Origin of the sequence: Enterobacter sp. JH25, from assembly GCF_021725435.1 — a bacterium.
GTDB classification, from domain to species: Bacteria; Pseudomonadota; Gammaproteobacteria; order Enterobacterales; family Enterobacteriaceae; genus Enterobacter; species Enterobacter intestinihominis.
The window spans coordinates 3,865,250-3,878,049 of record NZ_CP091319.1 but is presented as its reverse complement, the minus strand read 5'-3'; the positions used below and the strand labels follow the sequence as shown (position 1 = coordinate 3,878,049).

Genomic DNA, 12,800 nt, shown 5'->3' with positions numbered 1-12,800 from the left:
CAAAATCATATATGATGGGGTCTGAGATGCTTTTGGCAGGGAGTATATTTTTACTGACGCTGGTACTGGTGATCTGGCAACCCAGAGGCCTGAGTATTGGCTGGAGCGCGAGTATCGGGGCTGTGCTGGCGCTGGGAACCGGTGTCATCCATATCTCTGATATTCCCGTTGTCTGGAATATCGTCTGGAACGCGACAGCGGCATTTATTGCGGTCATCATCATCAGCCTGCTGCTCGATGAGTCCGGCTTCTTTGAATGGGCCGCACTGCACGTCTCCCGCTGGGGTAACGGACGTGGCCGCCTGCTGTTCACCTGGATAGTCTTGCTCGGTGCCGCTGTTGCTGCTTTGTTCGCCAATGATGGCGCCGCGCTGATCCTGACGCCGATTGTGATTGCGATGCTGCTCGCACTGGGGTTCAGCCAGGGCACGACACTGGCCTTTGTCATGGCTGCAGGATTTATTGCAGATACGGCCAGCCTGCCACTCATTGTTTCTAACCTGGTGAATATCGTCTCGGCGGACTTCTTCGATCTGGGCTTTACGCAGTACGCCTCCGTTATGATCCCCGTGGATGCGGCAGCGATTGCGGCCACGCTGATCATGCTGCATCTCTTCTTCCGCAGGGATATTCCGGCAACGTATGACGTTTCGCTGCTGAAGACGCCTGCCAGTGTGATAAAGGATGCGGCAACGTTCAGGGCGGGCTGGATTGTCCTGTTATTGCTGCTTGTCGGTTTCTTCGTTCTGGAGCCGCTGGGGATCCCTGTCAGCGCGATAGCAGCTGCTGGCGCAGCAGTACTGTTTATCGTGGCGAAAAGAGGTCATGGCATCAACACAGGGAAAGTCCTGCGCAGTGCGCCATGGCAGATCGTGATTTTTTCGCTGGGCATGTACCTGGTGGTCTATGGCCTGCGCAATGCCGGGCTCACGGAGTATCTGTCTGGTGTACTGAACCTGCTGGCAGAAAAGGGGTTATGGGCAGCAACGTTCGGCACCGGCTTCCTGACCGCGTTCCTGTCGTCGGTGATGAACAATATGCCGACGGTGCTGATTGGCGCGCTGTCGATTGACGGGAGTACGGCGACTGGCGTCGTCAAAGAGGCAATGATTTATGCCAACGTGATTGGCTGCGATTTAGGCCCGAAAATCACCCCGATTGGCAGTCTGGCAACCCTGCTTTGGCTGCATGTGCTTGCCCAGAAAAATATAACGATCACCTGGGGTTATTACTTCCGCACGGGCATTATCATGACTCTGCCCGTGCTGTTTGTCACTCTGGCCGCGCTGGCGTTGCGGCTTTCCATCACTTTGTAATGAGATAAAGATATGAGCAACATTACCATCTATCACAACCCGGCCTGCGGCACTTCACGCAACACGCTGGAGATGATCCGTAACAGCGGTAACGAACCGACCATTATTTATTATCTCGATACGCCACCGACCCGTGATGAGCTGATTAAACTTATTTCAGATATGGGAATTACGGTGCGTGCATTGCTGCGTAAGAATGTTGAGCCTTATGAACACCTGGGCCTTGATGAAGAGAAATTCAGTGATGAGCAGTTGATTGATTTTATGCTTCAACATCCGATCCTGATTAATCGGCCGGTAGTCGTTACGCCGCTTGGCACTCGTCTTTGCCGCCCTTCAGAAATAGTGCTGGATATTCTACCTGAAGGTCAGAAAGGAGCGTTTACCAAAGAGGACGGCGAAAAGATCATTGACGAAACGGGGAAGCGGGTTAAGTAACCTGTTTTTTTCGTCTCATTTTTATCGTATTCGGGTGTCTGTCTGTACCATGCAGACGCTCGCTTTTTGTAATGCCAGCTAAAGAAACAGGCTTAACGTAGGATATTTAATGAGATGGTCACTCCCTCCTTCCCGGTACTATGCTGAGGACAGGCTTTCATTCGGAGAACTATCATGGAAAACATTGCGCTCATTGGTATCGATCTGGGTAAAAACTCTTTCCATATTCATTGCCAGGATCGTCGCGGGAAGGCTGTTTACCGTAAAAAATTTACCCGGCCAAAGTTGATCGAATTTTTGGCGACATGCCCCGCTACAACCATCGCAATGGAAGCCTGTGGCGGTTCTCACTTTATGGCACGCAAGTTGGAAGAGTTGGGGCATTCCCCAAAGCTGATATCACCACAATTTGTCCGCCCGTTCGTTAAAAGCAATAAAAACGACTTTGTCGACGCCGAAGCTATTTGTGAAGCTGCATCGCGTCCGTCTATGCGTTTTGTGCAGCCCAGAACGGAATCTCAGCAGGCAATGCGGGCTCTGCATCGTGTCCGTGAATCCCTGGTTCAGGATAAGGTAAAAACAACCAATCAAATGCATGCTTTTCTGCTGGAATTTGGCATTAGCGTTCCCCGAGGAGCTGCCGTTATTAGCCGACTGAGTACCATTCTTGAGGATAATAGTTTGCCTCTTTACCTCAGCCAGTTATTGCTGAAATTACAACAGCATTATCACTATCTTGTTGAGCAGATTAAAGATTTGGAATCCCAGTTGAAACGAAAGTTGGACGAAGATGAGGTTGGACAGCGCTTGCTGAGCATTCCCTGCGTCGGAACACTGACAGCGAGTACTATTTCAACTGAGATTGGCGACGGGAAGCAGTACGCCAGCAGCCGTGACTTTGCGGCGGCAACAGGGCTTGTACCTCGGCAGTACAGCACGGGAGGTAGGACGACATTGCTGGGAATTAGTAAGCGAGGTAATAAAAAGATCCGAACTTTGTTGGTTCAATGTGCCAGGGTATTCATACAAAAACTGGAACACCAGTCTGGCAAATTGGCCGATTGGGTCAGGGATTTACTGTGCCGGAAAAGCAACTTTGTCGTCACTTGTGCTCTGGCAAACAAGCTGGCCAGAATAGCCTGGGCCCTAACGGCACGACAGCAAACTTATGTAGCATAACGGCAGAAATACACCGGTTTAAAGAATTACTGATCTGGTTTTGCGAATACTGATATTGATGATACTAACGGCCCACCGGCCTGTTGAGGAACCTGTAAAACGGAAAGGCTCATTGAAGCCGTATATTTTCTGGAGGTTCATCAGGCGCGGAACTCATCAAGGCGCGGGAATAAAATCCCATTCAGACGCCGGATAGATTCAAGCAAGCCAACTTGTCGTCAAAATCGGTGTTGCAAAAACGGGAGTGACCATAGATTCCGTTTGCCAAGCGGCCCCCATATTGAATGGCTGACGGTACTGGATTTCGATGAGATAAAAATAGACCGTATTTTTATTGCCAATATTGATGACCCGGTGAAGCGAGCGCTACTTGTTTCTGTGGTGAAAGGGTTACGTGGTACTGGCAAACCACTGGTGTTTGAAGGGGTGGAAACGCCAGGACAGTTTGAATTCGTCCGTTCTCTTGGCCCCGGTTACCTAGTTCAGGGCTGGTATACCGGAAAACCCGAAACAATATCTGCGATGAATATTCAGGGTTAAAACGATACGGGGCCCGGCCCGTATCGGCAACCCGACCCGTCAGCGTATCGCTTTCTGTCTGAAGCCGGTTCAGGTCGGCTTCTATCTGCGCGATGCGGCGGGAGATTTATTCAGAACGACTGCCGAAGTTCATCCGGCGAAGCTTATCCAGCTGCGCCTGCAGATGGTCTATTTCGCGCTCCCGGTCGGCCTGCTTTTCCAGCAGGGCGCGGTTCAGCGCTTCCTGTTCGGACAGGCGCTGTTTCAGCAGAAGGATGTCGTCAGGGGGAGGTGTTGTTCATAAGCCCGCATTTTACCAGGCTTATTCAACGACAACCAGGATAAAGAGGCCTACAACATGGTCAGGGACGTAAGCAGTCTTTTAGGCTGCCGCCAGTCGATGCCTTCCAGAAGCATTGCCAGCTGCGCCGGGGTCAGGAACACTTTGCCATCGCGGGCAGAGGGCCAGGCGAAGCGGCCGCGTTCCAGCCGTTTGGTCAGCAGGCACAGCCCGTCGCCGGTGGACCACAGCAGTTTGACCTTACTGCCGCTGCGGCCCCGGAAGATGAAGACATGGCCGGATATCGGGTCATCTTTCAGCATCGTCTGCACCTTTGCGGCGAGACCATTGAAGCCGTTGCGCATGTCGGTGATACCGGCAACCAGCCAGATTTTGGTGCCTGTTGGCAGGTGGTTATCACTTCCTTTATCTGTCCTGTGATGATCCTTATGACTTCGCCAGACTACTTCACCACACACATGGGTCTGCCAGATACCGGTTCGGGATGGATTTCCGCTTCTACGCTGAACACCGTCTTTATAAGCTCTGGTTTCATCACTGCTTCCGGAGCACCTTGCGCCATCACGCGACCGCTTGCCAGTACCACCAGATGATCGCAATAGCGGCTGGCCTGATTCAGATCGTGGAGTACCGTCACTACGGTTTTCCCCTGCCTTTTGAGTTCAACCATCAGGCGCATCAGTTCAACCTGATGATTGATATCGAGGTAGGTCGTAGGCTCATCAAGAAGAATGAGTGGCGTATCCTGTGCCAGCACCATCGCCAGAAACGCACGCTGGCGCTGGCCGCCGGAAAGCTGGGTTAACCTGCGGTCAGCCAGATTGCGCGTCCGGGTCTGACTCATTGCCACGTTGACCCGCTCGTTGTCTTCCGCGGAGAGTCGCCCCCACAACGACAGCCACGGGCTGCGGCCGTAGGAAACCAGTTCCCGTACAGTGATCCCCTCGGGGGATAAATGGTGTTGCGGCAGTAAAGCCAGGCGGCGAGCCAGCTGGCGGGCGGAAAAACCGGCTATGGGTTTTTCATCAAGCAATATCTCGCCAGAGTCTGGTGTTAACAGGCGAGAAAAACAGTTCAACAGCGTCGATTTCCCGCAACCGTTAGGGCCGAGCAGGGCCGTGATTTTTCCGGCAGGCAGGGCGAGAGAAAGTCCATCCAGCACGGTTTGTGCGCCATAGCTGACGGTCAGATTTTCAGTACGTAATCTCATTTATCGCATTCTCACAAGCAGCCAGACAAACCACGGTGCGCCGATAATGGCGGTCAGCACGCCTGCCGGAAGCTCCAGCGGCGGATGAATGATTCGTGCCAGCAGATCGGCAATGACCAGCAACAACGCGCCCGTCAGGGCCGAAACGGGCATCAGCCAGCGGTGACGCCCGCCGGCGATCCTGCGCACCATGTGCGGCACGACGAGACCAATAAAACTTATCGGGCCACAGACGGCCACGCCGGTTGCTGTCATCGCGACAGCCAGCATCAGCCCCTGGAACCGGGTGCGCTGAACCGACACGCCGAGCGTGGCTGCTCGTGCATCGCCCAGCGCCAGCAGGTCGAGATCGCGACAAAAGCGCAGGCTCAGCGGCAAAAACAGAATGAGCAACGGCACGGCAATCTTCACAAAGTGCCAGTCGCGCCCCCATAAGCTACCCGTCAGCCACAGCAGGGCACTGTTTACATCCTGCGGGTGCAGGAGCATCAGGTAATCCGTCAGGCTCGCCCAGCAGGCGGAAAGCGCCACGCCGGTGAGCGCCAGCTTCATCGGCTGGTGGGTCTTTGCCAGCATCTTCAGCAAGATCAACCCCGCCATACCGCCCGCAAAGGCCAGCAGCGGCAGCACCATCACGGATAGTGATGGCATAAGAAGCAGTGCTCCCACAGAGGCAAGGCTGGCGGCATGGTTAATGCCGAGAATATCCGGTGATGCTAGCGGGTTACGCACAATCCCCTGTACCAGCACGCCCGCCACGGCGAGGGCTGCACCGACAAACAGTGCCAGCAGCAAGCGCGGCAGTCGGTACTCCATCAATACATAATAATGCTCGCGTCCGTCCTGCCAGTCGGTCAGCAGCGCGCGCCACGGCACGGGGATCACCCCCATATGGAGTGATAACAGCGCACAACCTGCCAGGGCAAGGGTGATGAAAATGACCAGCGCAATTTTCATCCTCGCCTCCTCACCAGCCAGACAAAGCAAGGACTGCCAATCAGCGCCAGCACTGCGCCTGCGGGCAGATCGCCGGGGAAGGCCAGCGCGCGTGCGAGTACATCTGCCATCAGCATCAGCGTGGCCCCCAGCAGCATGCTCACCGGCAGTACGTTGCGCTGATCGAAGCCTGCCCAGAAGCGCGCCAGATGTGGCACCAGCAGGCCGATAAACGCCACCGGACCTGCCACACTGACGCACGCGCCAACCAGAAGCAGCACTAACATATTGATGATCAAACGTAGTCTCGGCAGGTTCACTCCCAGCGTATGGGCGGTACTGTCGCTGACGTTGAGCAGGTTCAGTTGATTCGCCAGCAGCAACACGACAGGGACTGCAGTGACCACCACCGGCAAGAGCTGCCAGACATCCTGCCAGTGGGCGTGGGACACTCCGCCTGCCAGCCAGTAAAAGATGCCGTAAGCATGATCTTCGGCCAGCAGCAGGGTGATGCGGGTCAGGGCCATACAAAAGGCCGACAGCGCGATACCCGCGAGGATCAGTTTGTTTCTGTCCTGGGTATGACGAAACCCGCCTCCTGCGGTCATGACCAGCAGCCAGCTCACGCCGCCCCCGCATGCCGCGATGAACGACAGGGAATAGCCTGCAACCGGCGTCGGACTCAGCGCGCTGGTAAGCGCCATAGCCAGCGCCGCGCCGCTGTTAATGCCGAGCAGTGAAGGAGAGGCCATTGGGTTGTGGGTCAGGGTTTGCAGCAGCGTGCCCGCGAGCGCCAGGCTTGCGCCGATCAGAACGGCGACCAGGCTTCGCGGCAAACGAAGGTTTTGCACCAGCGCTTCTGGTAGCGTTGGCGTGTGTCCAGGCAGCAGGGCGCGGATTGCGTCTGCTCCGGAAACAGGAATGGCCGAGTAGCAAAACAGACTCAGCCAGAAAATAATAATAAGTACTGCAACGGGAAGCCCCCACAGCAGCACCGGGTGTTTTAGCGCGGTCATTTCACATCGGTAAGCGGCTGATGGTGGAAGATTTTTACCGTGTCAGCGGCAATACGCTCTGCGGCAAAAATACCGCGCATCCGCGCCCAGGCGTTACTGTCGACTGAAGCAACCTGCTGCTTCTGCGCGGCGGTTAATATCTGCCAGAGCGGATCTTGTTGCCAGCGTTTAACAATGCTCTCTTCGCGATAGTGGGCAACCAGCAGCCAGGCAGGATTGACCGCCAGCAGTTGCTCCAGGCCGATGGACGGCATGGACGCGCCCGCCATCGCAGCGGGAACGTTCAGCCCCAGAGAAGCCAGCACGCTGCCGGTCCAGGTCTCCTGGGTATGCAGGTTGAATAGCTGTTCGCGTGATGTGCCAAAGGCCACGCGTGTCCCTGTGGGAAGCTGGCTGGACCACTGCGCCATCTTCTCTTTATGTTGTTCCAGACGCGCCTGCATCTCTCGTTTTTTACCTACCACTTCGCCGATGATAGCCGCTGAGTGCAAATTTTCAGCGTAGGTTTCGTTGCGGGACTTAAGCAGCAGTACCGGCGCGATTTGCTGCAAGGCAGTGTAAATCCCCGCATGGCGACTGCTGTCGGCAATGATCAGGTCTGGTTTCAGGGCAGCAATGGCTTCCAGGCTCGGCTGCGCGCGCGTTCCGACGGACTGCCACGGTTTCAGGTGCGCACGCACTTCGGGCAGGATGCGTTTTGCATCGTTATCGTCGGCAATACCGATCGGGCTGACGTCCACGGCGGCCAGCGCATCGGCGAACGAGAGTTCCAGCACCACAATCCGTTGTGGCGTTTTATCGAGTGTAAACGTGCCGTGTTCGTCCTGAACCGTGGCGGCAAAGGCGTGGCCGATCACCAGCAGCAGGCCTGCAAAAAGAAAACGGATAAATGCCAACATAGTCACATTCCAGCTAAAAGCCCGGCAAGCCGGGCGTTAACACATCAGAACTTCAACGACCCCTGCATATACAGCGTGCGCGGCTGGCCTGCGTAGATGCCTTTGTTGTTGTCGTCATAAGAGCGGATGAAGTAGTCCTGGTCGAAGATGTTTTTCACACCGAACGCCAGGTTCAGATCTGCCATCTGCGGGCCAAAGTCATACGCCACGCGTGCGCCCCAGAGCATGAAGCCGGGAATGCGGCCGGTACTGCCGTCGGCGCTCTCTTTCACCGTATTGGCGTTATCCGCAAACTGGCTGGACTGGAAATCGCTGTTCAGATTGAACGTCCAGTTGCCCGGCTTGTAGTCCACGCCCAGCGTGCCTTTATGTTTCGGGGAGAATGGCACCTGATTGCCATAGGTGTCGCCTTTCTCGCGGATTTCCGCGTTCACATACGCATAGCTGGCGTAGACGGAAACGTTATCAAGCGTTGGCGTTAGCGTACCCAGGTCGTAACGTGCCTGCGTTTCCAGCCCGGTATGGCGCGTTTTGCCACGTGCAGTGACGGTGTCGTTGGTCTGGTTGGAGTCGTACTGATTGTTAAAGTTAATCAGGAACAGCCCCATTTCCGCCGTCAGCGCGCCGTCATCGTAGCGGGTACCGAGTTCCCAGGTTCGCGCTTTTTCCGGTTCCACATTGCCGCTTTGCACAGCCTTGCCAATCTGGCTGTACTGTACGGTGCCGAACGAGCCTTCAGTGTTTGCATAAAGATTCCAGCTATCAGTCAGGTGATAGAGCACGTTCAACGCCGGAAGCGGTGCGTTATAGCTCACCTCTTCGTGCGTGCCTTTGATGGCGTTGTTCTGGTATGACTCGATATGTTCGAAACGCATACCCGGCGTGATGGTCCAGTTGCCGATGTCGATTTTGTCATCCAGATACCAGGCGTGCGCCTCGGTGCCGGAACGCGTGTCGCGGTCGTAAGGGCTTGAGCCGGACGGCAACTGCCCGCTGCTGGTGGCGGTGTAGTAACGCATTTCATGCGTTGATTCATTCACATAGCGATAGCCCACGCCCACTTCGTGCGCGGAAGGGCCGATCATAAAGCTCTGGCTGTAGCGTGGCTCAATACCGCGCACCCAGTAGTTACGCGGCGAGAGGGTGATGCGTTTGCCTTGCTCCAGGTAGCCGCTGCGCAGGGTTTGGGTGTAGAACCCCTGAATGTTGAATTTATGCTGGCTGTCCGGCTGGAACTGGTAGCCCAGGCTCGCCAGCTTGCGACGGCCCCAGAAGCGGTCATACGGGCGGGTGGATTGCCAGCGATCGGCGTCGTAATCCGCGCGGGACAGGCCGCCGGGCATGTCGGCTTCACCATCGTAATATTGCAGCAGGCTGTTGAAGGTGTGCACCTCATTCGGCGCATATTTGCTTTTCAGCATCAGGTCGTCGATGCGGGTGGCGCTGTGCTCGCGCCAGTCACTGCCGCGCGTGCCGGAGTAGAGCAGCGCGGTGCCAAAACCGTTGTCCGCTGTGCCGCCCACCATCAGGTTGTGCGTCTCTTTCGGGTTGTTTTGTGAAGAGGTTGGGCTGAGCTGACCTTCCACCCCCGCCTCGATACCAAAGTCCTGCGGAATGGCGCGGGTAACAAAGTTCACCACGCCGCCCACGCTCTGCGGTCCGTAACGCACCGCACCACCACCGCGCACCACGTCAATGGCATCCATGTTGCCGAGCGAAACGGGAGCCAGTGAAAGCTGCGGCTGACCGTAAGGGGCAAAGGGGACGGGGATGCCGTCCATCAGGACGGTCGAGCGGCTGGCGAGGCGTGGGTTCAGGCCCCGGATGCCAAAGTTCATCGCCAGGTCGTGGCTGCCGGTGCCGTTGTTTTCCGGCGCGCTGACGCCAGGGATGCGGTTAAGCACCTCACGCATGGTGGTTGCGCCGGTTTTGGCGAAATCCTCACGGCGGATCACGTCACGCGCGCCAGCATGTTCAAATACGTCGTTTTCACGCGCATCGCCCAGCCAGTCGCCGACCACGGTCAGGGCATCTTCTTTTGGCGCGGGCGCGGTCTCCAGCGTCCAGCTGTTATTTCTCAGCGGTTTTACCTGCAGTCCGCTGCCGTCCAGCAGTTGTTGCAGGCCGCTCTCGACGTCGTAATCTCCGTGCAGGCCGTTGCTCTGCTTGCCGCGCGTCAGGCTGGCGTCAACCGAGAGGGTAATTCCGCTGTGTGCGGCATACTGATTGAGCGCTTTGTCGAGCGATCCCGGTGCGATATCAACCTGTGCAGCAAAAGCGGAAAACGAGAGACCGGCCAGCGGCAGCAGGCTCAGGCGAATGGCGTTAACCAAAGGTGTTGTTTTACGAAAAACGCGTAACGGCGTCATACCTTCTCCATCATCATTTTTGTTGTGTTCAGCTATGAGTCGAACGAGAAGGGTAAAAAGGACAATCGAAATGAGAATTATTTTTCTTACAGCGGTGAAATGTTTATCCAGTACCGCGTAATAGACTGAATTTTAACGGGAAGCGTTTGAGCGATAACGTTCAGGATCGCATCGGTATTTTTCAGCGGGAACGTCCCGCTCAGGCGCAGCCCGGCAACGGCGGGATCGCAGCGCAGCACGCCGTTGCGGTAACGGCTTAGCGTGGCTATCACCTCACCCAGCGGTTTATCGCTGAAGCTCAGGATGCCCTTCGTCCAGCTTGTACTCTCGTCATCCAGCGGTTTCACTGCGCCAAACTCAGAGGCGCTGAACTGCAGGCTTTCACCAGCGTTCACGATGCGTTTTTGCGCGGGGGCACTGGCGAGAAGCACTTCCACGGCGTGCTGCTGCACGTCAAGCTGCGTGAAATTATCCTGCTGGCGGACGGTAAATTCTGTCCCTAAAGCGGTGAGTTGGCCCTGACGGGTCAGGACGCGGAAGGGGCGTTGCTGCGCATCTTTCGCGGTAGTAATGGCGATTTCACCGTACCAGAGCCGGACGGTGCGCTGATGCGCATCAAAACGCACATCCGCCGCGCTTTGGGTATTCAGCGTGAGCAGGGAGCCATCTTCCAGTTGCTGACGGCTGACTGCGCCTTTGGCGGTGCGGTAATCTGCCCGCAGACCTTCGCCGGTTTCCGACTGCCAGAGTTGCCAGCCTCCGCCAGCGCCGAGCAACAGCAGTAATCCTTTCATCACGTGACGGCGGGTGAGGCGGGTATCGTGCAGCGCCCGGCTGGCAACGTCGCCAGGCACACCGCCAAGCTGGTTGCGCAGGTTTTCAACCTGCTGCCAGGCCCACTGGTTATCCTGATCCTGTTCATACCACTGTTGCCAGCGCGCTTCCTGTTGTGGGCTGACGCGCTCGCCGCTTAGCACGGCATACCAGTGGGAAGCTGAACGCAGCGCCTGACGGCGGGAATCGGTTAACGAAGGATTCATAACCCATGCTCCAGACGAAACAGCAGGCAGTGCTCGACGGCTTTCGCCACGTATTTTTTCACGGAGCTGACGGAAACACCGAGTTTGTGCGCAATCTCGCTGTATGTCAGGCCATCCAGTTGCGAAAGCAGAAACGCTTCACGTGTTTTTCCGTTTAGCCCGTCCAGCATGCTGTCGACGAGTTGTAGGGTCTCGAGCTGGCTTTCGCGTTCCTCAGGTGAAGGCGCTACCCCCTCCGGCATAAGCGCCAGCATCTCCAGATACGCTTTTTCCAGCGCGTTTCGGCGAAACAGGTCCACCATCACGCGTTTGGCGATAGTGCACAGGAAAGAGCGAGGATCGCGGATCGTCGAGAGCGTTTCGCTGCTCATTACCCGCAAAAAAGTGTCCTGGGCAATGTCATCTGCATCAAAGGCAGACTGGAGTTTGCGCGTCAGCCAACTTTTCAACCAGCCGTGATGGGTGCCATAAAGCGACTCGAACGTTAAGGAAGCTGTGGAAGTGGCACGGTCAGACATGCGGAGTGCATCAAAAGTTAATTATCACGTAGCCATATTAATATGAGAATGGTTATCATTACAATTGGAAATAAAATTGTTTCCAATAAACATTTTTAACATGTTGTTTTTCTAAGTGTTATAAGGTAGGTATAAAATGGGATGGATCCTCTGCTTCTGGCATCTGTCGGTCAGAATGACATCATGATGTGGTCTGCTATTATTGACATCCTCCCCGCCCTTTAGGGCGGGGAGGATGTCAACTATGAGTGTTGCCTGAAATGTCGCCAGCCCCCGGTACAGCAGAAGTATCTCGGGCTTTCTGCGTTTGCTCCTGGTGGGTATGGCCCCCGCAAGCGGGGGTTATTGCTAACTGGGTAATGACTCAAAATTATTGATAGTGTTTTATGTTCAGATAATGCCCGATGACTTTGTCATGCAGCTCCACCGATTTTGTGAGCGACAGCGACTTCCGTCCCAGCCGTGCCAGGTGCTGCCTCAGATTCAGGTTATGCCGCTCAATTCGCTGCGTATATCGCTTGCTGATTACGTGCAGCTTTCCCTTCAGGCGGGATTCATACAGCGGCCAGCCATCCGTCATCCATATCACCACGTCAAAGGGTGACAGCAGGCTCATAAGACGCCCCAGCGTCGCCATAGTGCGTTCGCAAACCGTCTTCCGGAGCCTGTCATACGCGTAAAACAGCCAGCGCTGGCGCGATTTAGCCCCGACGTATCCCCACTGTTCGTCCATTTCCGCGCAGACGATGACGTCACTGCCCGGCTGTATGCGCGAGGTTACCGACTGCGGCCTGAGTTTTTTAAGTGACGTAAAATCGTGTTGAGGCCAACGCCCATAATGCGGGCGGTTGCCCGGCATCCAACGCCATTCATGGCCATATCAATGATTTTCTGGTGCGTACCGGGTTGAGAAGCGGTGTAAGTGAACTGCAGTTGCCATGTTTTACGGCAGTGAGAGCAGAGATAGCGCTGATGTCCGGCGGTGCTTTTGCCGTTACGCACCACCCCGTCAGTAGCTGAACAGGAGGGACAGCTGATAGAAACAGAAGCCACTGGAGC

At 55.8% G+C, this 12,800-nt stretch carries 13 protein-coding genes and 1 pseudogene; 4 read left to right on the top strand and 10 right to left on the bottom strand.

Annotated elements, in window-relative coordinates; translation table 11 throughout:
- Positions 1-26: 26 nt before the first annotated feature.
- The 4 genes from L2Y28_RS18590 to L2Y28_RS18575 all read left to right on the top strand — a co-directional run bounded on the left by L2Y28_RS18590 (position 27) and on the right by L2Y28_RS18575 (position 3,473).
- A complete protein-coding gene (locus L2Y28_RS18590; protein ID WP_007898880.1) occupies positions 27-1,316 on the top strand; it encodes an arsenic transporter in 1,290 nt (429 codons plus the stop codon).
- Positions 1,317-1,328: 12 nt separating this feature from the next.
- Positions 1,329-1,754 (top strand): glutaredoxin-dependent arsenate reductase, encoded by a 426-nt coding sequence (arsC, locus tag L2Y28_RS18585; RefSeq protein WP_007898882.1) that lies wholly within the window; start codon positions 1,329-1,331, stop codon positions 1,752-1,754.
- A gap of 174 nt (positions 1,755-1,928) precedes the next feature.
- Positions 1,929-2,933, top strand: a complete 1,005-nt coding sequence (locus tag L2Y28_RS18580; protein ID WP_000427623.1) for an IS110-like element IS4321 family transposase — start codon at positions 1,929-1,931, stop codon at positions 2,931-2,933.
- A gap of 261 nt (positions 2,934-3,194) precedes the next feature.
- The gene (locus tag L2Y28_RS18575) at positions 3,195-3,473 is read left to right on the top strand and encodes an EAL domain-containing protein (RefSeq protein ID WP_007898884.1); all 279 of its coding nucleotides are present in this window, start codon (positions 3,195-3,197) and stop codon (positions 3,471-3,473) included.
- 22 nt (positions 3,474-3,495) lie between these two features.
- Here L2Y28_RS18575 and L2Y28_RS18570 read toward each other — a convergent pair.
- The 10 genes and pseudogenes from L2Y28_RS18570 to L2Y28_RS18520 form a co-directional block, all read right to left on the bottom strand.
- Positions 3,496-3,754 (bottom strand): annotated as a pseudogene (locus L2Y28_RS18570) (IS66 family transposase); the annotation flags it as partial.
- A 49-nt stretch (positions 3,755-3,803) separates the two neighbouring features.
- Positions 3,804-4,097, bottom strand: a complete 294-nt coding sequence (gene tnpB / locus L2Y28_RS18565; RefSeq protein WP_007898888.1) for an IS66 family insertion sequence element accessory protein TnpB — start codon at positions 4,095-4,097, stop codon at positions 3,804-3,806.
- A gap of 98 nt (positions 4,098-4,195) precedes the next feature.
- Positions 4,196-4,963: a Fe(3+) dicitrate ABC transporter ATP-binding protein FecE gene (fecE, locus tag L2Y28_RS18560; RefSeq protein WP_022649396.1), complete on the bottom strand. Its 768-nt coding sequence runs from the start codon at positions 4,961-4,963 to the stop codon at positions 4,196-4,198.
- A complete protein-coding gene (fecD, locus tag L2Y28_RS18555; protein ID WP_004118246.1) occupies positions 4,964-5,920 on the bottom strand; it encodes a Fe(3+) dicitrate ABC transporter permease subunit FecD in 957 nt (318 codons plus the stop codon).
- Positions 5,917-6,915, bottom strand: coding sequence for an iron-dicitrate ABC transporter permease FecC (gene fecC / locus L2Y28_RS18550; RefSeq protein ID WP_004118243.1), 999 nt, complete (start codon positions 6,913-6,915; stop codon positions 5,917-5,919). Before fecC ends, fecD begins: the two co-directional genes overlap by 4 nt.
- Entirely contained in the window at positions 6,912-7,814 is a 903-nt protein-coding gene (fecB, locus tag L2Y28_RS18545; protein ID WP_007898890.1) for a Fe(3+) dicitrate ABC transporter substrate-binding protein FecB, read from the bottom strand. The genes fecC and fecB overlap by 4 nt, the downstream gene beginning before the upstream one ends.
- A 44-nt stretch (positions 7,815-7,858) precedes the next feature.
- Entirely contained in the window at positions 7,859-10,183 is a 2,325-nt protein-coding gene (gene fecA / locus L2Y28_RS18540; RefSeq protein ID WP_007898891.1) for a TonB-dependent Fe(3+) dicitrate receptor FecA, read from the bottom strand.
- Positions 10,184-10,269: 86 nt separating this feature from the next.
- On the bottom strand, positions 10,270-11,223 hold the full coding sequence (gene fecR, locus L2Y28_RS18535; RefSeq protein WP_004118237.1) for a ferric citrate uptake sigma factor regulator FecR: 954 nt from the start codon (positions 11,221-11,223) through the stop codon (positions 10,270-10,272).
- Positions 11,220-11,741, bottom strand: a complete 522-nt coding sequence (gene fecI, locus L2Y28_RS18530; RefSeq protein WP_016151347.1) for an RNA polymerase sigma factor FecI — start codon at positions 11,739-11,741, stop codon at positions 11,220-11,222. Before fecI ends, fecR begins: the two co-directional genes overlap by 4 nt.
- Before the next feature lie 370 nt (positions 11,742-12,111).
- Positions 12,112-12,794 (bottom strand): IS1 family transposase gene (locus L2Y28_RS18520; RefSeq protein WP_232070526.1). Its coding sequence is split into 2 segments (ribosomal slippage): positions 12,112-12,545 and positions 12,545-12,794, totalling 684 coding nucleotides; the frame shifts between segments, so codons are not numbered across the junction.
- Positions 12,795-12,800: the final 6 nt, after the last annotated feature.

Coding starts and splice junctions, on each gene's coding strand:
- L2Y28_RS18590 (WP_007898880.1), top strand. CDS start 27: ATGCTTTTGGCAGGGAGTATATTTTTACTGACGCTGGTACTGGTGATC.
- arsC (WP_007898882.1), top strand. CDS start 1,329: ATGAGCAACATTACCATCTATCACAACCCGGCCTGCGGCACTTCACGC.
- L2Y28_RS18580 (WP_000427623.1), top strand. CDS start 1,929: ATGGAAAACATTGCGCTCATTGGTATCGATCTGGGTAAAAACTCTTTC.
- tnpB (WP_007898888.1), bottom strand. CDS start 4,097: ATGCGCAACGGCTTCAATGGTCTCGCCGCAAAGGTGCAGACGATGCTG.
- fecE (WP_022649396.1), bottom strand. CDS start 4,963: ATGAGATTACGTACTGAAAATCTGACCGTCAGCTATGGCGCACAAACC.
- fecD (WP_004118246.1), bottom strand. CDS start 5,920: ATGAAAATTGCGCTGGTCATTTTCATCACCCTTGCCCTGGCAGGTTGT.
- fecC (WP_004118243.1), bottom strand. CDS start 6,915: ATGACCGCGCTAAAACACCCGGTGCTGCTGTGGGGGCTTCCCGTTGCA.
- fecB (WP_007898890.1), bottom strand. CDS start 7,814: ATGTTGGCATTTATCCGTTTTCTTTTTGCAGGCCTGCTGCTGGTGATC.
- fecA (WP_007898891.1), bottom strand. CDS start 10,183: ATGACGCCGTTACGCGTTTTTCGTAAAACAACACCTTTGGTTAACGCC.
- fecR (WP_004118237.1), bottom strand. CDS start 11,223: ATGAATCCTTCGTTAACCGATTCCCGCCGTCAGGCGCTGCGTTCAGCT.
- fecI (WP_016151347.1), bottom strand. CDS start 11,741: ATGTCTGACCGTGCCACTTCCACAGCTTCCTTAACGTTCGAGTCGCTT.